Source organism: Pseudomonas sp. RA_5y_Pfl1_P24 (assembly GCF_963970945.1).
GTDB lineage: Bacteria > Pseudomonadota > Gammaproteobacteria > Pseudomonadales > Pseudomonadaceae > Aquipseudomonas > Aquipseudomonas tritici.
The window spans coordinates 215,933-236,413 of sequence record NZ_CAXAOJ010000008.1 but is presented as its reverse complement, the minus strand read 5'-3'; the positions used below and the strand labels follow the sequence as shown (position 1 = coordinate 236,413).

Genomic DNA, 20,481 nt, shown 5'->3' with positions numbered 1-20,481 from the left:
CGTTTGTTGCCCAGCTTGCCATCTATAATCCCCGCTCTTCAATCCGCATCTGCACACTGAGAACTTATGGAAAACCTGGGGTTGGGCAAGGTCTTGCTCGTTGAGGACGACGAGAAGCTGGCAGGGCTGATCGCGCATTTTCTGTCACAGCATGGTTTTGAGGTGCGCGTGGTGCACCGGGGCGATGAGGCCCTGGCGGCGTTCCTGGACTTCAAACCGAAGATCGTCGTGCTCGACCTGATGCTGCCCGGTCAGAGCGGCCTGCATGTGTGTCGCGGGATCCGCGCGGTGTCCGACACCCCCATCGTGATCCTGACCGCCAAGGAAGATGACCTGGACCACATCCTCGGCCTGGAGTCTGGTGCTGACGACTATGTGATCAAACCGATCAAACCCCCGGTGCTCCTCGCACGCCTGCGCGCCCTGCAGCGGCGGCAGGCGCCAGAGCCGACGGTGCGCGGCGCCCTCGCTTTCGGGCGGTTGGCCATCGACCGCAGTTGCCGGGGCGTCAGCCTGGGGGATGACAAGATCGAACTCACCACCATGGAGTTCGAGCTGTTGTGGCTGCTGGCGAGCAACTCGGGGACGATCCTGTCCCGTGATGACATTCTCAACCGCATGCGCGGTATCGCGTTCGATGGCCTCAACCGCAGTGTCGATGTGTACATCAGCAAACTGCGCGGCAAACTCAACGACAACCCGCGCGAACCGGTGTGCATCAAGACCATCTGGGGCAAGGGCTACCTGTTCAACCCGTTTGCGTGGGAGGTCTAGATGCTGCGGCTCTACATCCGCCTTTACATCATCCTGGCGCTGGGCCTGGCGGGGGCAATCTGGCTGGTTAACTACACCTTCGATGAGCTGCTCCCTGAGGCCAACGAAACCTATAACCGCGAAGCCCTGCGCGGCCCCGCCTATGGCCTGGTGGAGCAATTGCGTCCCGTGCCGGCCGAGGCCCGCGAGGTGCGCCTGAGCGAATTGCAGCAGCATTACGGTCTGCGTCTGGATTTGGTGCAACGCGATGAGTTGGCGCTGAGCCAACGCGAGCAGCACTTGCTCGCGGCCGGCCAATTAGTGGTACGGGGCGACTTCATGGAGTTCATCGCCAATATCGATGGCGGCCCGCAACTGCTCAATATCAAGCTGCCTGAAGAGCCTAAATGGTTGTACCTGTGGGCCTACGGTTTGCTGGGGTTGTGCTTGGCAATTGTGCTGTATTTCTGGGTTCGTCCGCACTGGCGCGACCTGGAGCATATTCGCCTGGCGGCACAACGTTTCGGTGACAACGACCTCAGTTCCCGCATCCTGCTGCCACGCCGCTCCACCGTGCGCGAGCTGGCGGGGCACTTTAACCAGATGGCCGAGCGCATTGAAAGCCTGATCGCCAACCAGCGCGAGCTGACCAACGCCGTGTCCCACGAGCTGCGCACGCCGATTGCGCGACTGTCGTTCGAGCTCGACCAGCTCAAGCAACAGACCGACCCGCGCCAGCGCAGCCAATTGATTACCGACATGTACGCCGACCTCGGCGAGCTGGAAGAAATGGTCTCCGAGCTGCTCACTTATGCCAGTCTGGAACGTGGCGCCACTCAGGTCACGCGCGAGCGCATCGAGGCCCACAGCTGGCTCGACAGTGTGATCGGCAGCGTGGCCCTCGAAGCGGAAGCGGCCGGCATTCAGCTGTCGCTGCGTACGTGCGAGGTGGACTTTATCCAGATCGAACCGCGCTTCATGGCGCGAGCGGTGATCAACCTGCTGCGCAATGCGATCCGATACGCCGAGCGCCGTGTGGAGGTGTCGCTGGCCACGTTCGGCGGCGGCTATGAAGTGCGGGTGTGCGACGACGGCCCGGGTGTGCCGGAGGAAGGCCGCTCGAAGATCTTCCAGCCCTTCATGCGCCTCGACGCCAGCCGTGACCGTCGCACCGGCGGCTTCGGCCTTGGCCTGGCGCTGGTACAACGGGTGTCGCAGTGGCACGGCGGCCAGGTGCAAGTGCTGGATTCGGAATGGGGCGGGGCGTCGTTCCGGATGACGTGGGCGTATGCCGATTAACGACCCTGAAATCGATTGTAGTCAGCGGCATCCTGTCGGCGTTGTTTGTGCCTGGTAGCCGGCCGGAGCGATTCTTCAAAGCCTTGACCAGTGGTGCTGATGCAGTGATCGTGGATTTTGAAGAAACGGTTGAAGAACCGCTCAAGCGCCAGGCGCGCGATAACCTCGGGGCGTTTTTGACGGCCAACCCTACTGCCCAGGTATGGGTGCGCATCAATGCGCCGGAGCATGCCGAGCATTTCGAGGATGTGACGTTCTGCAAAGCCCATCCGAATGTGGCGGGCGTGCTACTGCCTAAGGTTGAACGTGCAGCACAGGTCGCCGTGGTGACGGCGACCGGCAAACTCATCTGGCCGATTATCGAGAGCGTGCGCGGCCTGTTGGTCGTGGCCGAAATTGCCCATGCGCCGCTGGTGGAGCGCCTGTCGTTTGGTGGTCTGGACCTGGCGCTGATCGTGCATTCCCGCGCTGCCGGCCTTGTCGCACCGCTGAATGGGGTGCATCCGGCCATCGATGACCCAGAGGGGCTGTGCCGTTCGATTCGGCATGCCTATGAAATGGGGTTTGCCGGTGCGCTGTGTATTCACCCCAGGCAGGTAGCGGTGATTCACCAAGCCCTGGCGCCGAGCGCCGAAGACTTGGCCTGGGCAAAACGGGTGGTGGACGCGGGTGCGCATGGGGCAGGGGCCTACCAGATCGATGGGCAGATGTTGGATGCGCCGGTGTTGTTGCGGGCACAACGGCTATTGGGCTGCACAGTAGTAAGTGACGATGCGCGCTCGCACATTGGATCTGTGCTGTGTCTCAGATTTGGGGGCTGCCTGGCTGAACGCAGGTATCTAGAATCCGAAATTCACTACACGCCTGGCATCAGGCAACTTGCCTTGCAACACAACAATAAGAAGCTGATTTCCATGCTCAAGCTCTCTAGGGCGCTGCTGTGAAGCCGCCACCCTGTTTGTCGCGGACTTGGCCCAGGCGGCGGACCCGATTGTCATCGAAATTGGGGATTGGCCCGATTCACCTGAGGATCGTGATGGTGGTGAACATGGAAGTTGGCCTGGTGCACCCACCGGCGGGGTTGAACCTGTTTGGGACATCAGCGGTGACTGGATTGACGCTGGGGCAGACCATTCGTGCGGCGTTGCCGTGGCTGATGATTCTGTTGGTGTTCTTGAGCATGGTTACTTATCTGTCATTCATTGCGCTGCCGCATTGGCTGGGGATGTAGAGGCTAACTCACGAAGCCGTCGACGAGGTGCGGGTCGATGGTTTCCCCTTGGAGGTTCTCGAAGCGAATTTCCCGATAACGCGGCGCTGTCAGGTGCCAGGCAATATTTCCGCGCCACTGGTTGTGCAGGGCTTGCGCACAAATCATCATCTGTTGCACCGATTGCTCGTCATAGCCGTAGCTTGCCAGGCATGCAGGCAACCGTTCCTGGGCATCGGTAAACGCGTGGGCCCATTGATCAATGCGTCGTGATACTTCGCGGGCAGCCGCCTCAGGGGAGTAACCCTGGGTGTGCCGCAGATGGGTCAGCAGGTTATAGATGTCATCATCGGGGTCTTCCATGATTCGAAACGACAGTAAATCGTTGACAGCCTTGAAGAGGTTCAGTGCCAGCAAGCACAACTCTTGCCAAGGCTTGCTGTAGTAGAGGGAGGAGGGCAGGTAAATATTCTGTACCCAGTAGATGAATTCTAGGCAGAACTGGAAGCCTCCGGCGTCCCGCCAAAGGCTATCGTAGCCTTCGATTCCTGGCTGGGTGTGATGAACTCGATGCATCAACGCTGTCATGCAGGGGGCAATGTAAGAGGCATACCGCTCGCCAGCCCGTTCTTTCCAGAGAGGCGGTGCCAAGCGTGCGGAGCGCCTGATTATATCCTTGAGCCCTGAGGCAAGCAGCCCTGGTTGGGGGGCGTAGCATGTGAACGCACTGCTGTGAACTCCCCGAAGCAATTGTTCCAACGTGTGAGGGTCCTTGCAGTCTTCGTCTGCGAGATCATCTTGGCAACTGAACCACCCCACCACGTCTGACAAAATCAACAACAGGTCCCGCGGCGCGTCTGGCCACATATAACCGGCATATGTGCCAGGGACGTAAATGTCCAATTGGCGGGCTGCGCGCGGTGTGTCTTCCAGGCCGATGCTCTTGAGCCATTGACGCGTGTGATGTTGTGCCTCTTCGGCATAAGGATTTAGCGGGTAATGCGCTTCAGCCAGCCAGCGAGGGAGTTCAAAAGCCCCGCCGACTATCGGCGTCTGAAGGGCCCTCTGAGCTTTAGGGGCCCATCCTTTGATGCCTGCGGCTCCGGCACCTTTCACGATGGTACGCAACCAGGCCGTGAATATTTTTGGCGTGTGTTGCAGCTCATCCTGTAATTGCTCAGGCTCCACCCAGCGCCATGCTTTGGCTTCATCCGGATTGGCAATGGGGTCAGTCGCGCAGCAGCCTACGAACACGTGATCGTATTCATATTCCGTCATGGTTTTCGACACGCGTTCCCGATAAACCAGCGTGGAGTATTGCTCAAGCTCGCAGGTCAGCCCCATTTCTTCATACAAACGGCGCCGCGCTGCGTCTGGCGTCGTCTCGCCCTGGCGTGGGTGCCCGCAACAGGTATTACTCCACAGCCCAGCAGAGTGGTACTTACTGTCCGCTCTTTGTTGCAGTAACAGTCTGGAGTGAGGGTCAAAAATGAATATTGAAAAAGCTCGATGAAGCAGCCCTTCTTCATGCACCTGTTGTTTGCCAGCGAAACCTGTCGGCTGATCATTCACGTCAACCAGAATGAGGACGTCTTCCATAGCCGCTCTCCTGAGCTTTATATGCAGGACGGTAAGGCGGTCCATTTCAAGGGTGTCTGACACGTTCAGGGTGAGAGCATAGATCGAGTGATCAAGGGGTGAACGCTTATTCGTTATACTTATTCGCACTCAGGGCTATATCAAAGAATCAAAGAAAAAGTATTTCTTTTTTTCAGGCATCCGCTACGGTTAAGGCGCTGTCCTCGTAAAGTGGTGTCCATTGCAGTTCCGGTCTTTTACGTCTAGGTAATCCATGTGCCGCACCGCAGGTAAGCGTTAGAGCCTTGCGGGTCGCTCGCAAACTAGAGGCCGCTACGATGATCACTGCCGACGCGCTGACAGAAAGAACTGACTATAAAGTTGCGCACGCTCAATGGCGCGAAGCGTTTGAATACCAAGCGCGCGCGGGTGGCAAGAAAGTGCGCAGCGCGATTGCTGTGGCGCTGTCAGCTGTCTATAAACTTGCGCCCCATCAGACCCATGTTTTGTGCGAAGCCATAGAACTTCTTAACACCTCCACGTTAATACATGACGATGTGCTTGACGGCGATCATATTCGCCGCGGGCTTCCGTCGGTGTGGGCTAAATTCGGCGTTGAAATCGCTCTGAATTCCGGCATGTGTGGGTACCTTGTCGGTCTGCAACTCCTTGCACAGTCTTTCAATGCTGGCGTCCTGCAGGCCGCGCTCACCAGTCTTGAGCACCTGCACGTGGGGCAGCACTTGGATCTACAGTTCAGCAATGGCGATGTCCTGCCGACCTGGGAAGAATATGAATTAATCGCTCAAGCCAATACGGGTTGTCTGTTCGTTTTTCTACTGGACGCGTGTCAATGCCTGACGCCCATCGATGAAGCGACGTATCTGGAACTCTACGTGTTGCTTCTCGAATTGGCTGTTTATTATCGTTATGTCAACGACTACTCGGATGTAAATCGCACTGCGCATTACAAAAAAAAGGGCTTTGCTCCCGACCTTGAAGGCGGACCCAAGTCAATTTTAATGATGCTTGCCAATGATCCATTGAGGAAAGGCAAAAAAACCAACGCACAGAAAAAGAAAATAATCAAAGCCTATGGTCGCGCCGGCGTGTTTGATGCCGCCTTGGTGTTAATAGATGCTACTTACGCAACCATTGAACGACGCCTGGAAACCCTCGCGCGTCTACATCCTGAACATGACCTGCGTCCTTTAATGGGGGTGTTGAGTGACATTCGATTTGAGCATGGCCCAGCTGATAATTACTATCAGCAGTGTCTGGCCGGCGGTCGTCCGCTGCAGCGGACGACCTGAGGTCACGGGCGTCAATGCTTCACGGATTCAGCGCGCTGAAGATTGCATGCGCTACTTTCACCCGTTCCGCATTTGGATAGTTCTTGTTCGCCAGGATCACCACGCCCACATCCTTGCTCGGCACATACGCCACGTAGGCGCCAAAACCACGGGTCGAACCGGTTTTGTTGTAGAGGGCGTTGGTTGGTGGCGCCTGAGCGGGACTTAGCCAGTTCACCTTGTGTGGCTCCATCGCCATCGATGTAGAGTTGCCATCAATCAACGCTTGTAACTTGATCGGGTAGGGGTAGTACTCCCAGCCGAGCCCTTGGGTCATGCCATTTACGGTGTAGTAGCCGGTATGCGTGGTGGCGATTGCCTGTTGCAACGGTTTCCCCAGCGTTTGCGGGTGCATGTTCACCCTCACATAGTGCGCCAAGTCCTGGGTGCTGGTTTTGATGCCATAGGCTTCGCTGTCCAGCGCCCCAGAGCCGACGTGTACGGGGTTCTGGTCCTTGTCGTAACCTTGGGCATAGAGATTGGCTTTGTCGGGAGGCACGCTGACATAGGTGTTCTTCAGGCCCAGTTGGGGCAATAGGATTTTCTCCATGGCCACGTTGAACGGCTCGCCGAGGCTTTGTGCGCTCAGGTAGCCGAACAGGCCAATGCTAGGGTTGGAATAAAGACGCTGCGCACCGGGCGCGTACGCAGGTTTCCACTGCTGGAAATAGCCGAGCATGGTGCCCGCGCTGTCGGCAGCGTCCGGAAACTGCAGCGGCAGGCCGCCTGGCGTGTAGGTTGCCAGTTGTAGCAGGCTGATGCGGTCGAAGGCGCTGCCCTTGAGTGCTGCAAGGTGCTGGCTGGCGTTGTCCGACAGCTTGAGCTTGCCACTGGCCTGGGCGTAACCCCCCAGTGTGGCGGTGAAGGTTTTGCTCACCGAACCGATCTCAAACAACGTGTCTTGGGTGACGGGTTGCTGGGTGTCTTTATTGGCGATGCCGTAATTAAAGTATTGCACCTTGCCTTTATTTACCACAGCGACCGATAGGCCAGCGATGCCGTGTTGCTGCATCAGGGGTTCAACGCTATTGTCCACGACCTTGCGCAAATCGGTGTTGGCCATGCAGGTGCCGGAGGCGAACAACAAGGCCGAAAATAAGAAGCTTCGTACGTTTAAGTGAGATCTTTCGCACATAGTAATCTGGCGTCCATGTAAGTGATGGGCTAACGATCAGTGCCTGCGCAGGCGCCGCAAAGTTAGGCGGATTCTTGCCTCTGGGCAAACAATGATATTTCGCACCAGCCATTAGAAAATTTGGGGTCAAACATGCTGCGTTCCCATCTGCCCCTCAATGCCCTGCGCGCATTCGAGGCTTCAGCCCGGCATTTGAGCTTTACCCGCGCAGCTATCGAGTTATGCGTGACTCAGGCGGCGGTCAGCCATCAGGTCAAGAGCCTGGAAGCGCAACTTAATGTCACATTATTCAAGCGTCTTCCTCGAGGCCTGATGCTCACCCGTGAAGGCGAAACCTTACTGCCGGTAGTGCGTGAGTCGTTCGACCGCATCGCCCAGACGCTCAGCCAGTTCGAAGGCGGGCACTACCGCGAAGTGCTCACCGTGGGCGCAGTGGGCACCTTTGCGGTGGGCTGGTTGCTGCCACGCTTGTCGGGTTTTCACGCGTGTTACCCCTTTATCGATCTGCGGTTATCCACCCACAACAACCGCGTCGACGTGGCCGCCGAAGGCCTCGACTACGCGATCCGCTTCGGCGCGGGAGCCTGGCACGGCACCGATGCCTGCGAACTGCTGGAAGCGCCCCTCACCGTGCTTTGCGTGCCGCAACTGGCCGAGCAACTGCACACCCCTGTCGACCTGTTGAAACACACCTTGCTGCGCTCCTACCGCGCCGATGAGTGGAGCCTGTGGTTCCAGGCCGCTGGCCTGCCCGCCGACACCCTGGTGCCGCGCAGTATCGTGTTTGATTCCTCGTTGGCAATGATGGAAGCGGCCTTGCAAGGAATGGGGTTGGCATTGGCGCCGGCAATGATGTTTTCGCGCCAACTGGAGAATGATGTGATTCGCCAGCCGTTCGACGTCGGCATCACCACCGGCAGCTATTGGTTGACGCGTTTGCAGTCGCGGGCCGAGACGTCGGCGATGTTGGCGTTCAAGGGGTGGTTGCAGGAAATGAAGATGCAAGGCTGAACGTGCTTATTTTTGAAATATAATGAAACATTTGCTCAGGGCCTTCGCTCTACAGCAACACCTGTACTGAGTTATTCCATGAAAATACCACGCCCCTGCGCCCGTATGCCCCACCTGATCCAATTGCGAAACCTCAAGATGGCGCGCTCTGCTCACGCCTACGTACGTGGCAGCACGGTGCAATTCTACGAGTGGCTGCACAGCCAGACGGGTCGACGTTTGCCCCACGGCCCGGCGATCTGGATCTGCGGCGACTGCCACGCCGGTAACTTGGGCCCTACGGGAGACACGAAGGGCCGCATCGATATGCATATCCGTGACCTTGACCAGGCGGTGATCGGTAACCCGACTCACGACCTGGTGCGCTTGGCCTTGTCCCTGGCCACTGCTGCGCGCGGCTCGGACCTGCCTGGAGTAACCACTGCGCGCATGCTTGAAGAAATGATGGGCGGCTACGAACAGGCGTTCAAGGACAAACCCGACGCCGCGCCGCCGCGCCCGTCCCAGGTCAAGGCGAGCATGCGCACCGCGGTGGAGCGCACTTGGAAAAACCTCGCGCGTGAGCGTATCGAGAACGCTCGGCCGACCATCCCGCTGGGCAAGCACTTCTGGTCGTTGTCACGGGCCGAGAAGGTTGCGCTGGAAACCCTCTGTGCCTCGGATGAAGTCCACCAGTTGGTCACCTCGCTCAAGGGGCGGCCCAAGGACGCCAGGGTTGAACTGCTGGACTCGGCCTACTGGGTCAAGGGTTGTAGCTCCCTCGGGCTGCTCCGTTATGCCGTACTGCTCGGCGTGGGTGACAAGGGCGATGAGGAATATTGCCTGATTGATATCAAGGAAGCCGTCGGCGCTGCTGCACCCCGCGCGGCACGGGCGAAGATGCCCAGGGATAATGGTCGTCGAGTGGTGGAGGGCGCGCGTCAGCTCTCTCCGAGCCTGGGTGAGCGCATGATGGCAACGCGTTTTCTGGATCACGGATTCTTCATCCGCGAACTGCTGCCCCAGGACATGAAGTTGGAGCTGGACGAATTGAACGAAACCGACGCCATGCACGCCGCCGGTTACCTGGCGCGGGTCGTGGGCATTGCCCATGCTCGGCAGATGGACCGCGATACGCGCAAGGACTGGATGGCGGTGCTCCAGGAAAACCGCTCCAAGCAACTCGATGCGCCGTCCTGGCTGTGGACCAGTGTGGTGCAACTGGTGGGTAGCCATGAGCAGGGGTACCTCAACCATTGCCGCAGATATGCCCTCGAACATTGACCCAACAATGTGTCGGCGCTGACACGCTAGCGCCTACACGGTGTTGGCATCAAGCAAGGTACTTGCGAAACCATCCCAGCGTCCGCTCCCACGCCAGATTCGCCGCCGCCTCGTCATATCGCGGCGTCGAGTCGTTATGAAAACCATGATTGGCGCCTTTGTAGATGTACGCCTCATAGTTCGTGCCTGCAGCCTTCAGCGCCGTCTCATACGCCGGCCAGCCCTCATTGATCCGCGTGTCCAACTCACCGAAATGCAGCATGATCGGCGCCTTGATCCGTGGCACGTCCTTGGCCTCTGGTTGGCGCCCATAAAACGACACGGCCGCGCCCAGTTCCGGATAAGCCACCGCCGCCGCATTGGCCACGCCGCCGCCATAACAGAACCCAGTGATGCCGACTTTGCCGGTGCTGCTGTCGTGGTGCATCAGCCATTCGATGGCGGCGAAAAAATCGTTCATCAGCTTGGTCGGGTCAACCGTCTGTTGCAGCGCCACGCCTTTTTCGTCGTTACCGGGGTAGCCGCCCACCGAAGTCAGGCCATCCGGCGCCAGGGCGATGAAGCCAGCTTTGCCCAGGCGCCGGGCGACGTCTTCGATATAGGGGTTGAGGCCACGGTTTTCATGCACGACCACCACGGCTGGCAACTTGCCCGCGGCCTTGGCCGGGCGCACCAGGTAGCCGCGCACGGTGCCGTTGCCTTTGGGCGAGGGGTAGGTGATGTAGTCGGCAACGATGTCCGGGTCGGTGAATTTCACTTGTTCGGCCAGTGCGTAGTTGGGGCTGAGGGCTGCGAGCAGGGCCGAGGCGGTAAGGCCACCCAAGGTGAACAGCGCGGCGCGGTCGAGAAATTCGCGGCGGTTAATCTTGCCGTGGGCGTAGCCGTCGTAGAGTTCCAGCAGTTCGGGGGCAAAGTCTTTCGCGGTGAGACGAGTCATCGGTGCGTCCTCGATTAGCGGTGGCAGTCAATGTAGATCAGGATCAGCCCTCACGCCCATGGGCGGCCGCTGCCAATTGGCCGGTATCGACGCGCACGAAAACCGAGTCACCCATGGCGGTGAGCACGTCGCCGGCGTACACCTCGCAGATCACGCGGGTCTTGCGCCCCACGTCGCCCTCGACCCGTGCGCGCAGGGTGAGGATGACGCCCATGGGCGTTGGCTTGATGAATTTGATGCCCAGGTTGCCGGTCACGCAGTCAATGCGGGGCAGGTTGCCGGGTTCGCGCCCCTCGGCGCGGTAGTGGTAGGCCATGGCGGTCCAGTTGGAATGGCAGTCCACCAACATGGCGATCAGGCCGCCATAGACCAGGTCGGGCCAGCCGCTGTATTTTGCGTCGGGCCTATGCTCGGCGATCAGGTGGATGCCGTCCGCGTCCCAACGGCTCTTGATATGCAGGCCGTGGGGGTTGCTGCCACCGCAGCCATAGCAGATGCCGTCCGGCGCGGTGAGGTCCTGAAGCGAAGGGGAATGCATGGAGCGTCCTTATTATTCTGGGGCGACTACTCTGTTTAGCAGGACAAACGCCTGATGGGAATAAATCCCTGTTAAAGCGTGTTGGCTCGGTGCCTGTGTCTTTTCCTCTGCGGAGCGTTGCATGAAACGTCGAATGCCCTCGGTCGCCATACTGGTCCTGATCCTCGCGTTCTATTCCAGCGCCCAGGCGGTGGAGTACAACGACGTCAACCGCACCGCCAGCCAGATCAGTTTTACCTATAAACAGTTGGGGCAGCGGGTGTACGGCACCTTCAGCGCGTTCGAAGGCTCCTTGACGTTCGATACGCAAAAGCCGGAAGCCGGGCATGCATTGCTCAAGATCCAGCTGGCCAGCATCGACGCCGGCAGCCCGGACGCGAATGACGAGCTGCAACGTGCGTCGTGGTTTGACACCGCGACTTATCCAGTGGGCGTCTACGAATCCACCGGCGTCGCGGTCCTGGGGGATAACCGCTACAAGATCAGCGGCAACCTCACCATCAAGGGCATCACACGCCCAGTGGATGTCGACGTGGTGCTCAAGGAGCAAAGCGGTATCGGCGTGTTCGACGGCGAATTCATCCTCAAACGCGGCGATTTCAAGATTGGCGAGGGCGAGTGGGCCGGCAACAGCGTGGTGTCGAATGACATCAACATCAAGTTCAAGATGGTTGCCCCGCAGCGTTAACGGGCGAACTTCTTCGCGCCCGCCACGCAGCCGATCACCGCGACCGTCACCACCACCATGCCCAGGCTGACCTGCTCATGCAGCAAGCCCGCCGCCAATGCCAGGCCGAAAAACGGTTGCAGCAATTGCAACTGGCCGACGGCGGCAATGCCCCCCTGGGCCAGGCCGCGGTACCAGAACACAAAGCCGATCAACATGCTGAACAACGCCACATAGCCCAGGCTCAGCCAGGCGGGCAGGCTGATGCCGCGCACGCTTGGCGGTGCCAGGAGCAGGCTCAAGGGCAGCACCACCGGCATCGCCACCACCAACGCCCAGCAGATCACCTGCCAGCCGCCCAGGCTGCGCGACAACGTGGCGCCCTCGGCATAACCCAGGCCGCAGACCAGCACCGCCAGCAGCATCAGCAAATCGCCGGCGGGTGCGGCGTTCAAACCCTGGGCAATGGCATAACCCATCACCAGCACGCTGCCCAGGATCGAGAACAACCAGAACACCGGACGCGGGCGCTCACCACCGCGCAGTACGCCAAATACCGCGGTCGCGAGGGGGAGCAGGCCGATAAACACGATGGAGTGGGCCGAGGTCACGTACTGCAGCGCCAGTGCGGTCAACAAGGGAAAGCCGATCACCACGCCAAGAGCAACAAGAGCGAGGGGCACCCATTGGGTGCGCGCGGGGCGTTTTGCCTTGAACCACCACAGCAGGCACAACCCCAGGCTGGCGGCGATGGCGGCACGGATCATGGTGAGGAACACCGGTTCGAACTCCATCACGGCCAGCCGTGTGGCGGGTAAGGAGCCGCTGAAAATCACCACACCAATAAAGCCATTGACCCAGCCTTGGGTGCGGGTATCCAGGGTGCTGAAGGGGGATGTGCATTCCATGAGGAGGCGCCCGAATAATGAGGGGGTTGCGTTCAAGCCATCCTAGGGGCGAGCATTGAGACAATCAAAAAATTGTCATGGATACATCCCTATGCCGCGCGCCCGCTATAAATCGTTGGTCGACACGTTTGCCGAGGGCATCCGTTCGGGGAAAATGCCGCCGGGTACGCGTCTGCCGACACACCGGCAACTGGCCGCCGATCATGGCCTGGCGCTGGTGACCGCAAGCCGGGTTTATACCGAACTGGAGGCCATGGGGCTGGTCAGCGGTGAAACCGGACGCGGCACCTTTGTGCGCGAGATCTCGCTGCCGCCAGGGCAGGGCAGTGGGCAGATGACGGTTGCGGCGGGCATGCTCGACCTCAATTTCAACTATCCCTCACTGCCAGGCCAGGCGGACCTGCTGCGCACGGCGTTGCGCCAGTTGGCGCTGTCCGGCGACCTCGAGGCCCTGTTGCGTTACCAACCTCACGCGGGGCGTTTGCATGAGCGGGCTGCCGTCGCACGGCATTTACTGAGCCGAGGCCTGACGGTAGAGGCCGACCAGGTGTTGCTGGTCAGCGGCGCCCAGCACGGCTTGGCGGTGACGATGATGGCGTTGCTCAAGCCGGGCGATGTGATCGCGGTCGATGCGTTGACCTATTCCGGGTTCAAGGTGCTGGCCGAGACCCTGCATTTGGAAGTTGTCGCGATCCCGGTCACGCCCACCGGCACGGACCTGAACGCCTTGCAAAACCTGTGTCGCAAACGCCCGGTGCGCGCCGTGTACAGCATGCCAACCCTGCACAATCCCCTTGGCTGGGTGATGGACAGGGACCAGCGCGAGCAATTGGTCTCCATCGCCCGGCAGCACAATCTGATGATCATTGAGGACGCGGCCTACGCGTTCCTGGTCGAAACCGCACCGCCACCCGTGGCCACCCTGGCGCCGGAACGCACGGTGTATGTGGGCGGGCTCTCAAAAAGTGTCGCGACCGGTTTGCGCGTGGGGTTTGTCGCGGTGCCAAGTGACTGGGTTAAGGCACTCGAGCGCACCATCATGGCCACCACTTGGAACGTGCCCGGTGTTATGAGCGCCATTGCCGTGGCGTGGATCGAAGATGGCACGGTGGCGCAACTGGAAGCGCAAAAGCGCCAGGACGCCCAGGCGCGGCAAGCCTTGGCGGCGCAGGTGTTGAAAGGGCTGGCCTACACCAGCCATCCTTCGTCGTATTTCTTGTGGTTACCCCTGCCGGAGGACGCGCGCGCCGACCAGATCGCCATGGCCTTGCAGTGCGACAATATCTCGGTATCCACCGCCGAGCCGTTTGCCGTCACGGCTTATGTGCCCCACGCGCTGCGCCTGGCGCTGGGCTCGGTGGACCTGTCGGCGCTGCGCGAGGCGCTGCTGAAAGTGCGACGGGTGGTCGAAGCCTACTAAAGCGTCTGGCGCCGCATTGTCAGGAGTGCGCTGCCGAAGAAAATAAACGTGGAGCCCACTGCACGGTTGACCCACTTGGCAAAAGTCGGGCGTGCCAGCAAGCCCTTGGCCTGAGAAGCGAGCAGGGCATACAGGCTCAGCGTCATTACGGACAGCGCAATGAATATCAGGGTCAGCACCAGAAACTGCGGAACCAGCGCGGCGTTTCGGTTGATGAACTGTGGAAATAGTGCGGTAAAGAACAGCACCGCCTTGGGATTGGTGACCGCCGTCAGGAACGCCAGTTTGTAAAGCTTCCAGCGGCTCGGTGGCTGGACGCGCCCAGGCGCTTGAGCATGGGTTGCCAGCGCAGGACTCTGTTTGAACAGCGTCTTGGCGCCGAGGTAGAACAGATACCCTGCGCCAATCAGCTTCACGCCATTGAAGACCCATTCCGAGCTGACGATTAACGCGCCAAGCCCGAGCATCGCGGCAGCCGACATACAAAACAATCCGCTGGCATTGCCTGCGCTTGACCACAGTGTGGTGCGCGCGCCGTAGGCCAGGCTGTTGTTCAGGGCCATCAGGATGGCCGGGCCGGGGCTTGCGATGGCAATGGCCGCGACAAGGGTGAAGGCCAGGATCGAGTGAGTGTCCATATTCAGGCTCGGTGAGTGTCGGGGCTTTGATGCTAACCCGTTACCCACCGTCCTGGAGAGTGATTTTCGGGGTGCGTACTCAGTATTTGTAAGCCTGGCGCCCGATCAGCAGCCACTTGCCTTCCTGCTTCTGCCAGACCTGGAAGTTGTCGATATCGGTCGGCATGGCGTGCGCGTATTCAATCCACAAGGCAAGGCCATCGGGCATATCTCGTTGCCCGAACGCTGTCCCAACCTGTGTTTTGGCGGCCGCGAAGGTAACCGCCTGTTCATGGCTGGCAGCCATTCGATCTATGCGCTGTTCGTGAATACGCGAGACGCGGGTTTCGGCGGGTAATGCAAAAAAACCACGCTGAACGTCGGTTGACCGGCGTTCAGCGTGGCCTTTTGACGCTATGCTGCAGCCTCCTGAGGCATCAGAGCGTCAAGCAAATGGACTTCAATTGGCACAGCGATCCCATCACTCGCAGCACCCCCGTGACCCCACACTATAAAAACACTCAAAATGTACGCCGCTTCATGCTTGAGCACTGCGGTCCGGGGTTCAAGTTTGACCGTCCCTTCATGGCCTGGATTCGCAACGACCAGCCCAAGACCCTGGGCGATGTGGTGGATGAGTGGCAACTCAGAAACGAGGATTCACGCCCATGACACCCGATGAAAAATACCAGGCCGCCCAGCAACGCCTTGGCTATCAGCTGGACGAACTCAAAATCGGCGGCAACTACACGCCGTTGGTTCGCGACGGCAACCACCTGTACATCAGTGGCCAGATCCCCCGCGTCGGCGATGTAATCGTGCTGCCGGGCAAGGTTGGAGCAAGCCTGACCGTGGCCCAGGCGCAAATCGCCGCCGGTATCAGTGCCTTGCGTTGCTTGGGGTTGCTCAAGCAGGCGTTGGGTTCACTGGACCGGGTCAAGGCGATCCCGCGTATCACCGTGTATGTGCGCAGTGCCGAGGATTTCGATCAGCAGAGTGAAGTGGCCAACGGCGCGTCTGACTTGTTACACGAGATTCTCGGCGCTGCCGGGTCGCACACGCGTACGTCGGTGGGGGTGATGCAGTTGCCGAAGTCGGCGGCGGTGGAGGTCGATATGATTGCGGTGGCACACGATTGAGCGACCGATGATTACCCAGGGAATGGCGGTACTGATCAACTACGGCACGTATCTGGCGCCGGGCCTGCTGCTGTTTTGCCTGTGGCTCGCACTCACGCCCAAGTCGCTGACGGGTATGCGCGTCCTGATTCTATTGGCAGCGTTTGTGCTGATGCGCGATGTGATGACCCCTTTGGGCATGTGGTCGCTTGGCACCGAAGTGCAACTGGCATTCACGGCAAACACCTTTGTATTGGCAGCCCTGGGTGGCTTCTCGGTGCTGTTGATCGTCTTGCTCGTGCGCGTGGCGCCAGACTTGTCGCCGCTTATCCTCTGGTCCAAGGGGCATTGCGCGTCAGGCCTTACGGTCGGGATCGTGGTCGGGTGCCTGATCGGTGTGCCGCTACGGTTTTACCAGGGTATCGAGGTGTCAGCGATCCCGGGTTATTGGGTATGGCTACCGGGGATGGTCGTGCTGGCCTATGGCGCCAATGCCTTGGAAGAAGTGTTGTTTCGCGGTTATTTGCAAGGTTATCTGGAACAGCATGTCGCGCCCTTACGCGCCGCACTGGCCAGCGGCGTGGCGTTTGCCGCTTGCCATGCGTTCCTGGCACTGAGCGTCACCCAATTGGGCTGGCCGGTGTTGCTGTTCACGCTGATCGAAGGGTTGGCCTGTGCGCTGGTGCGCATGCGCTATGGCGTGTTGGCGGCGACGCTGACCCATGGCACGGCAATCCTGCTGGTTGCCGTGCCCCACCTGGCTTGATGTGAAATGCAGGCGCAAAGGTGGGAGCGTTGAGTCAGTTACATCGGCGTCAACGGCGGTGTGCGCGGCGGAATCTGGCGTTTGCTGCCCGTCGCTTCATACGCGCAAGCAAACCGCAGCAGCGCCGAATCATCATAGGCGCGCCCGGCGAATGTCAGCCCTATCGGCATGCCGATATCCGCCATTACGCCCATCGGCACGGTAACGGTCGGCACGCCCAGGTGGCGGATGGCGAGGTTGCCGTTGGCCACCCAGACGCCGTTGCTCCAGGCGATATCGGCCGAGGCTTCGTTCACGTCGGCATCCGCCGGGCCCACGTCGGCCACGGTGGGGAACAGCACCGCGTCGAGGCCGAGCTTGTCCATCCAGGCTTCCAGGTCGATTCTCCGGGTTTGCTCCAATCCGCGCAGGCCATCGGGGACGGTGCTGATCTGGTCCCACGGGGTGATGCCGCGCTCGGCCATGCGCACGTATTCATCCATGCCGGCGGCCAAGTCGTCCTCACGGTTGGGCAGGGTGCCCGGGTCGTGGGGGAAGATCTTTGGCCCGTCCACATCCGCCAGGCGGTTGAGCGCCGGGTCGTTGTTGGCGCGCAGGAAGTCGTCAAACGCCCAGGCTGACAGTTCCCACAGTTCATCGTGGAGGAATTCCTTGGACACCAGCCCCCGGGTGAACACGGTAGGTGCGCCAGGGCGGTCGCCTTCGCAGTTGGACACCAGCGGGAAATCCACATCAATCACTTCCGCGCCGGCCGCTGTCAGCACCTGGCGTGCGTCTTGCCACAGGTCGATCACGCTGGCGCGGGTGTTGATTGTCTGCCCGGTCGGGCCACCGATTCCGGGTTTTTCGCTGGTGCCTGCGTCGGGGTCGGCGTTGATGTACATGCGCGGCACGCCAAAGCGTTTGCCCGCCAGGGACTCGGCAGGCGCCGCCAATTCAGCGTAGGAAGCAGGGCGCACCGAGGTGACGCTCGGGATCGGCACCCACGGCTGCAGGCGCCACAGGTCGCCACGGGTGTCCGGGTCTTCGGCGACCACCACGTCGAGCACTTCCAGCAGGTCGGCCATGGTCCGGGCGTAGGGCACCACTACGTCCATGGTCGGCGTGAGCGGCCAGTTGCCGCGCACCGAAATCACCCCGCGGGATGGGGTGTAGGCGCACAGGCCATTGTTGGACGCCGGGCCGCGCCCGCTCGACCAGGTTTCTTCTGCCAGGCCAAAGGCCGCAAAACTCGCCGCCGTCGCGGTGCCAGCGCCGTTGGACGAGCCGGAGGCGAACGGCGCGGTCAGGTAATCGGCGTTATACGGGCTTTCTGCGCGGCCATACACGCCACGTTGCATCCCGCCATTGGCCATCGGCGGCATATTGGTCTTGCCCAGGCAGATGGCACCGCCGGCGCGCAGGCGCTCGATGGTGAACGCATCACGCTGCGCGACCAGCTTGGCAAATGCCGGGCTGCCGGATGCCGCAGTCAGGCCCTTGACCAGGTAGCTGTCTTTGGCGGTGTAAGGAATGCCGTCCAAGGGCCCCAAGGTTTCGCCTTTGGCCCGGCGTGCATCGCACGCTTCGGCTTCTTTCAGCGCTTGGGGGTTGCGCACCACCACGGCGTTCAAGGCGGTGGCGGTCTGCGGACCGTCATAGGCATCGATTCGCGCCAGGTACGCCTGGACCAGTTCAACGGCCGTGGTCTGGCCGGACTCAAGCGCCGCGCGCAATTGGGCAATGGAGACTTCGGTAACTTGCATCACGTGTTTTTCGCCGCCTTCAAGTGGGGGTATGGCGGCAGTCTACGTACAGATATTTCACAAAACCAGCGCCGCATAATCCACATAGGCGCCGCGCATCACCTGCCAAGTGGCGTCGTCAGCGGGAATCAGGTGTTCGATACGCAGGGAGGTGAGGGTGATGTCCTGGGGCATGCCGAAGGTAGTGAAGGTGGACAAAAAGCTCAGCTCGCCCTGGGTTGAGCGCAGGCGGGTCAGCACCAGCGGTGGCAGGTGCGCGGGCAGTTCAGCGTTCGTCGGGGTTGGCAGGCTCGCCAGCAGCGCGGCCAGGTCCGGGTTGCCCAGCGCCTCGCGAGTGGCACGCTGCCAGGCCAGGGTGCGGATCTCATCGGCATTGAGCAGATGATCGCCAAGGCCGCCGGCTTGGAGGAGCGTGGTCAGCAGGTTCAAACCTTCAGCCGTCTCGGACGGGATACCCACCAATGCAAACAGCACGCCGGTACTGGCATTCGCCGCGAGCACTTGCCACTGGCTATCCAACAGGATCGCAGGCGCTGGGTTGTTGGCGTGCAATACATGGCTGACCGCTTCGCGAATCGCGGCCATGGCGGGCGAGGCGAGCGGTGTGGCGGTGTAGCGCGGAGCGAATCCGGCCGCGAGGAAGACTCGGTTGCACTGGTCCAACGGTGCCTCCAGAGCCGTCAGCAGGTTATGCAAGGTGGCTGGGCTCGGCTTGGCGCGGCCTGTTTCGAGGCAACTGAGGTGGCGCTGGGAAATACCGGTGATGAGCGCCAGGTCGAGTTGGCTCAGCTTGGCCTGTCGGCGCAATTGGCGCAGTTGCTCGCCGGCAGTAGAAGGGGTGTCCATGGCGTGGTCATGACCTCCGAGGTCATTGCGAAGGGCTGAACCTTATCACTAACTTAAGCCTGCATCATTCCAAGGAAGCGACCATGAGACGACCCTATATTGCCCTGGCGGGCTTGCTGGGATTTTCGCTGTACACCCTGGCGACGATGCTGACGGCGGAGCAGTCGCTGCTGGCATTTGGGCTGCAACTGATGTCGCGGCCGGACACGGCGCAGGTGGTCATAGACCTGTACTTGATGGCGGTGCTGGCGTGCGCGTGGATGTACCGGGATGCGCGCCGGCGAGGGCGGTCGATGGCTTCGGTGGTGCCGTACTGGGTGCTGACGGCGGTGCTTGTGTCGGTGGGGCCGTTGCTCTATCTCGTGGTGAATGGGTACCGCGATGAATGAGCTTTTGCACGTCTACGCGCTGTGTGTGCTGGTGCTCTGCCTGAAGATGTTTGCGATTTCCTGCTATCAGGGCTTTTTCCGGATACGGGGTTTCGCATTTACCAATCGTGAGGATGCGGCGTTCTTCAATCGAACCGTGCATCCAGAGGAAGTGCCGCAAGTCGCCAGGGCGGCCAAGGCCTGGGCGAATGACCTGGAGAATATCCCCCTGTTTTTTGTGTTGGGAGGACTGTGCGTGGCGCTGGGGGCGTCCAGTTTCCCCATTGTCTGCTTATTCGCCGGGTTTACGCTGGCGCGGTTGGTGCACACGGTGACGTATCTGGCGCAGTGGCAACCTTGGCGCACGTTGGCCTATGGGGTTGGCGTAGCGTGTCTCTTTGGGCTGGGCGGCATGCTGGTGGCCGGGTTGATATGAACAGCCGTCGTGTGGAGGGGATAGGCTCTAAACGTCCGCTAATTAATTTGAAGCGGCGGAGTTAAGCACTGCGTGCGCTTGTCATCATCAAGATAATAGAGTCCGTCGATTTGCCCCGTCATCTGTGCCATTCCAAGCAAAGGCTCGGATTCAAACGTGATCGGAAAAACCAAGCGTGCGGCTTCACCCTGAATCCAGTCCTCCCATACAGCTTTGATAACTCCTCCCCAAAAGGTCATGGAGGACCCATCGGGTAAAAACAGGTTAGGTTGGATATGACCGATGTCGTCGGTAAGACTCCAGTACACATACCCAGCGTAACTGGCTCCATCAGCGCCGCGAAAAACTGTTCTTACCAGCACAGTCGTATCGCTCTCTTCCAGGCAGGGGCGAACAATTTCCCAGTCATCATCGTCCATCGGAAAATACCAGACACCGTGCTCTCGGAAGTCTTCCTCTGTTAATTCATAAATTAGCTTGCCTTGCATGCTGACCCTCCATCTACGCCGCCGAG

General features: G+C 60.2%; 21 protein-coding genes and 4 pseudogenes. 15 read left to right on the top strand and 10 right to left on the bottom strand.

Features of this window, described 5'->3' with window-relative positions; all coding sequences use genetic code 11:
- Positions 1 to 66: 66 nt before the first annotated feature.
- The 4 genes and pseudogenes from AACY30_RS15905 to AACY30_RS15890 form a co-directional block, all read left to right on the top strand.
- The gene (locus AACY30_RS15905) at positions 67 to 774 is read left to right on the top strand and encodes a winged helix-turn-helix domain-containing protein (RefSeq protein ID WP_339540666.1); all 708 of its coding nucleotides are present in this window, start codon (positions 67 to 69) and stop codon (positions 772 to 774) included.
- Positions 775 to 2,052, top strand: coding sequence for an ATP-binding protein (locus AACY30_RS15900; protein ID WP_339540665.1), 1,278 nt, complete (start codon positions 775 to 777; stop codon positions 2,050 to 2,052).
- A 14-nt stretch (positions 2,053 to 2,066) separates the two neighbouring features.
- Positions 2,067 to 2,801, top strand: a pseudogene (locus AACY30_RS15895) (HpcH/HpaI aldolase/citrate lyase family protein); the annotation flags it as partial.
- 242 nt (positions 2,802 to 3,043) lie between these two features.
- Positions 3,044 to 3,283 (top strand): annotated as a pseudogene (locus AACY30_RS15890) (TRAP transporter large permease subunit); the annotation flags it as partial.
- 3 nt (positions 3,284 to 3,286) lie between these two features.
- Here the strand turns inward: AACY30_RS15890 and idi are convergent.
- Positions 3,287 to 4,861, bottom strand: a complete 1,575-nt coding sequence (gene idi / locus AACY30_RS15885) for an isopentenyl-diphosphate Delta-isomerase (RefSeq protein ID WP_339427579.1) — start codon at positions 4,859 to 4,861, stop codon at positions 3,287 to 3,289.
- 317 nt (positions 4,862 to 5,178) lie between these two features.
- On the opposite strand from idi, the gene AACY30_RS15880 reads away from it, so the two are divergent.
- Positions 5,179 to 6,153 (top strand): polyprenyl synthetase family protein, encoded by a 975-nt coding sequence (locus AACY30_RS15880; RefSeq protein WP_339540664.1) that lies wholly within the window; start codon positions 5,179 to 5,181, stop codon positions 6,151 to 6,153.
- A gap of 19 nt (positions 6,154 to 6,172) precedes the next feature.
- Here AACY30_RS15880 and ampC read toward each other — a convergent pair whose 3' ends face one another.
- Positions 6,173 to 7,327 (bottom strand): class C beta-lactamase, encoded by a 1,155-nt coding sequence (gene ampC / locus AACY30_RS15875; protein ID WP_339540663.1) that lies wholly within the window; start codon positions 7,325 to 7,327, stop codon positions 6,173 to 6,175.
- Between the two features lie 132 nt (positions 7,328 to 7,459).
- On the opposite strand from ampC, the gene AACY30_RS15870 reads away from it, so the two are divergent.
- Entirely contained in the window at positions 7,460 to 8,338 is an 879-nt protein-coding gene (locus tag AACY30_RS15870; RefSeq protein WP_339471596.1) for a LysR family transcriptional regulator, read from the top strand.
- 78 nt (positions 8,339 to 8,416) lie between these two features.
- Positions 8,417 to 9,601 (top strand): DUF2252 domain-containing protein, encoded by a 1,185-nt coding sequence (locus AACY30_RS15865; RefSeq protein WP_339415959.1) that lies wholly within the window; start codon positions 8,417 to 8,419, stop codon positions 9,599 to 9,601.
- Between the two features lie 49 nt (positions 9,602 to 9,650).
- Here AACY30_RS15865 and yghX read toward each other — a convergent pair whose 3' ends face one another.
- Together yghX and AACY30_RS15855 are read right to left on the bottom strand one after the other, a co-directional pair.
- On the bottom strand, positions 9,651 to 10,538 hold the full coding sequence (gene yghX / locus AACY30_RS15860) for a YghX family hydrolase (RefSeq protein ID WP_339540662.1): 888 nt from the start codon (positions 10,536 to 10,538) through the stop codon (positions 9,651 to 9,653).
- Positions 10,539 to 10,581: 43 nt separating this feature from the next.
- Positions 10,582 to 11,076 (bottom strand): PaaI family thioesterase, encoded by a 495-nt coding sequence (locus tag AACY30_RS15855; protein ID WP_339471598.1) that lies wholly within the window; start codon positions 11,074 to 11,076, stop codon positions 10,582 to 10,584.
- A gap of 121 nt (positions 11,077 to 11,197) precedes the next feature.
- Between AACY30_RS15855 and AACY30_RS15850 the strand changes: the two genes are divergently transcribed.
- Positions 11,198 to 11,764, top strand: a complete 567-nt coding sequence (locus AACY30_RS15850; RefSeq protein WP_339415963.1) for a YceI family protein — start codon at positions 11,198 to 11,200, stop codon at positions 11,762 to 11,764.
- Here AACY30_RS15850 and AACY30_RS15845 read toward each other — a convergent pair.
- Positions 11,761 to 12,651 carry a DMT family transporter gene (locus AACY30_RS15845; protein WP_339540661.1) on the bottom strand — a complete coding sequence of 297 codons (891 nt, stop codon included), beginning with the start codon at positions 12,649 to 12,651 and terminating at the stop codon, positions 11,761 to 11,763. The two genes, AACY30_RS15850 and AACY30_RS15845, sit on opposite strands and share 4 nt — an antisense overlap.
- A gap of 91 nt (positions 12,652 to 12,742) precedes the next feature.
- On the opposite strand from AACY30_RS15845, the gene AACY30_RS15840 reads away from it, so the two are divergent.
- The gene (locus tag AACY30_RS15840; protein WP_339471601.1) at positions 12,743 to 14,071 is read left to right on the top strand and encodes an aminotransferase-like domain-containing protein; all 1,329 of its coding nucleotides are present in this window, start codon (positions 12,743 to 12,745) and stop codon (positions 14,069 to 14,071) included.
- Here the strand turns inward: AACY30_RS15840 and AACY30_RS15835 are convergent.
- Entirely contained in the window at positions 14,068 to 14,709 is a 642-nt protein-coding gene (locus tag AACY30_RS15835) for a LysE family translocator (protein ID WP_339471602.1), read from the bottom strand. The genes AACY30_RS15840 and AACY30_RS15835 overlap by 4 nt on opposite strands.
- A gap of 79 nt (positions 14,710 to 14,788) precedes the next feature.
- Positions 14,789 to 14,875 (bottom strand): annotated as a pseudogene (locus AACY30_RS15830) (nuclear transport factor 2 family protein); the annotation flags it as partial.
- Between AACY30_RS15830 and AACY30_RS15825 the strand changes: the two are divergent.
- The 4 genes and pseudogenes from AACY30_RS15825 to AACY30_RS15810 all read left to right on the top strand — a co-directional run.
- Positions 14,846 to 15,046: pseudogene (locus AACY30_RS15825) on the top strand (SMP-30/gluconolactonase/LRE family protein); the annotation flags it as partial. The pseudogenes AACY30_RS15830 and AACY30_RS15825 sit on opposite strands and share 30 nt — an antisense overlap.
- Positions 15,047 to 15,141: 95 nt before the next feature.
- Entirely contained in the window at positions 15,142 to 15,360 is a 219-nt protein-coding gene (locus AACY30_RS15820; protein ID WP_339540660.1) for a DUF6434 domain-containing protein, read from the top strand.
- The gene (locus tag AACY30_RS15815; protein WP_339471604.1) at positions 15,357 to 15,827 is read left to right on the top strand and encodes a RidA family protein; all 471 of its coding nucleotides are present in this window, start codon (positions 15,357 to 15,359) and stop codon (positions 15,825 to 15,827) included. Before AACY30_RS15820 ends, AACY30_RS15815 begins: the two co-directional genes overlap by 4 nt.
- 7 nt (positions 15,828 to 15,834) lie before the next feature.
- On the top strand, positions 15,835 to 16,572 hold the full coding sequence (locus AACY30_RS15810; RefSeq protein ID WP_339471605.1) for a CPBP family intramembrane glutamic endopeptidase: 738 nt from the start codon (positions 15,835 to 15,837) through the stop codon (positions 16,570 to 16,572).
- Positions 16,573 to 16,610: 38 nt separating this feature from the next.
- On the opposite strand, the gene AACY30_RS15805 is transcribed toward AACY30_RS15810, so the two are convergent.
- A complete protein-coding gene (locus AACY30_RS15805) occupies positions 16,611 to 18,320 on the bottom strand; it encodes an amidase (RefSeq protein WP_339471606.1) in 1,710 nt (569 codons plus the stop codon).
- A gap of 54 nt (positions 18,321 to 18,374) precedes the next feature.
- Positions 18,375 to 19,163 carry a helix-turn-helix domain-containing protein gene (locus tag AACY30_RS15800; RefSeq protein WP_339540659.1) on the bottom strand — a complete coding sequence of 263 codons (789 nt, stop codon included), beginning with the start codon at positions 19,161 to 19,163 and terminating at the stop codon, positions 18,375 to 18,377.
- A gap of 83 nt (positions 19,164 to 19,246) precedes the next feature.
- On the opposite strand from AACY30_RS15800, the gene AACY30_RS15795 reads away from it, so the two are divergent.
- Both AACY30_RS15795 and AACY30_RS15790 read left to right on the top strand, forming a co-directional pair.
- Positions 19,247 to 19,552 (top strand): DUF2834 domain-containing protein, encoded by a 306-nt coding sequence (locus AACY30_RS15795; protein ID WP_339540658.1) that lies wholly within the window; start codon positions 19,247 to 19,249, stop codon positions 19,550 to 19,552.
- Positions 19,545 to 19,967, top strand: a complete 423-nt coding sequence (locus AACY30_RS15790; protein WP_339540657.1) for an MAPEG family protein — start codon at positions 19,545 to 19,547, stop codon at positions 19,965 to 19,967. Before AACY30_RS15795 ends, AACY30_RS15790 begins: the two co-directional genes overlap by 8 nt.
- 38 nt (positions 19,968 to 20,005) lie before the next feature.
- Here AACY30_RS15790 and AACY30_RS15785 read toward each other — a convergent pair whose 3' ends face one another.
- Positions 20,006 to 20,455 carry a hypothetical protein gene (locus tag AACY30_RS15785; RefSeq protein WP_339540656.1) on the bottom strand — a complete coding sequence of 150 codons (450 nt, stop codon included), beginning with the start codon at positions 20,453 to 20,455 and terminating at the stop codon, positions 20,006 to 20,008.
- Positions 20,456 to 20,481 lie beyond the last annotated feature (26 nt).

Excerpts from the sequence above, each read along its gene's own strand:
- AACY30_RS15905 (WP_339540666.1), top strand. The coding sequence starts at position 67 with ATGGAAAACCTGGGGTTGGGCAAGGTCTTGCTCGTTGAGGACGACGAG.
- AACY30_RS15900 (WP_339540665.1), top strand. The coding sequence starts at position 775 with ATGCTGCGGCTCTACATCCGCCTTTACATCATCCTGGCGCTGGGCCTG.
- idi (WP_339427579.1), bottom strand. The coding sequence starts at position 4,861 with ATGGAAGACGTCCTCATTCTGGTTGACGTGAATGATCAGCCGACAGGT.
- AACY30_RS15880 (WP_339540664.1), top strand. The coding sequence starts at position 5,179 with ATGATCACTGCCGACGCGCTGACAGAAAGAACTGACTATAAAGTTGCG.
- ampC (WP_339540663.1), bottom strand. The coding sequence starts at position 7,327 with ATGTGCGAAAGATCTCACTTAAACGTACGAAGCTTCTTATTTTCGGCC.
- AACY30_RS15870 (WP_339471596.1), top strand. The coding sequence starts at position 7,460 with ATGCTGCGTTCCCATCTGCCCCTCAATGCCCTGCGCGCATTCGAGGCT.
- AACY30_RS15865 (WP_339415959.1), top strand. The coding sequence starts at position 8,417 with ATGAAAATACCACGCCCCTGCGCCCGTATGCCCCACCTGATCCAATTG.
- yghX (WP_339540662.1), bottom strand. The coding sequence starts at position 10,538 with ATGACTCGTCTCACCGCGAAAGACTTTGCCCCCGAACTGCTGGAACTC.
- AACY30_RS15855 (WP_339471598.1), bottom strand. The coding sequence starts at position 11,076 with ATGCATTCCCCTTCGCTTCAGGACCTCACCGCGCCGGACGGCATCTGC.
- AACY30_RS15850 (WP_339415963.1), top strand. The coding sequence starts at position 11,198 with ATGAAACGTCGAATGCCCTCGGTCGCCATACTGGTCCTGATCCTCGCG.
- AACY30_RS15845 (WP_339540661.1), bottom strand. The coding sequence starts at position 12,651 with ATGGAATGCACATCCCCCTTCAGCACCCTGGATACCCGCACCCAAGGC.
- AACY30_RS15840 (WP_339471601.1), top strand. The coding sequence starts at position 12,743 with ATGCCGCGCGCCCGCTATAAATCGTTGGTCGACACGTTTGCCGAGGGC.
- AACY30_RS15835 (WP_339471602.1), bottom strand. The coding sequence starts at position 14,709 with ATGGACACTCACTCGATCCTGGCCTTCACCCTTGTCGCGGCCATTGCC.
- AACY30_RS15820 (WP_339540660.1), top strand. The coding sequence starts at position 15,142 with ATGGACTTCAATTGGCACAGCGATCCCATCACTCGCAGCACCCCCGTG.
- AACY30_RS15815 (WP_339471604.1), top strand. The coding sequence starts at position 15,357 with ATGACACCCGATGAAAAATACCAGGCCGCCCAGCAACGCCTTGGCTAT.
- AACY30_RS15810 (WP_339471605.1), top strand. The coding sequence starts at position 15,835 with ATGATTACCCAGGGAATGGCGGTACTGATCAACTACGGCACGTATCTG.
- AACY30_RS15800 (WP_339540659.1), bottom strand. The coding sequence starts at position 19,163 with ATGGACACCCCTTCTACTGCCGGCGAGCAACTGCGCCAATTGCGCCGA.
- AACY30_RS15795 (WP_339540658.1), top strand. The coding sequence starts at position 19,247 with ATGAGACGACCCTATATTGCCCTGGCGGGCTTGCTGGGATTTTCGCTG.
- AACY30_RS15790 (WP_339540657.1), top strand. The coding sequence starts at position 19,545 with ATGAATGAGCTTTTGCACGTCTACGCGCTGTGTGTGCTGGTGCTCTGC.
- AACY30_RS15785 (WP_339540656.1), bottom strand. The coding sequence starts at position 20,455 with ATGCAAGGCAAGCTAATTTATGAATTAACAGAGGAAGACTTCCGAGAG.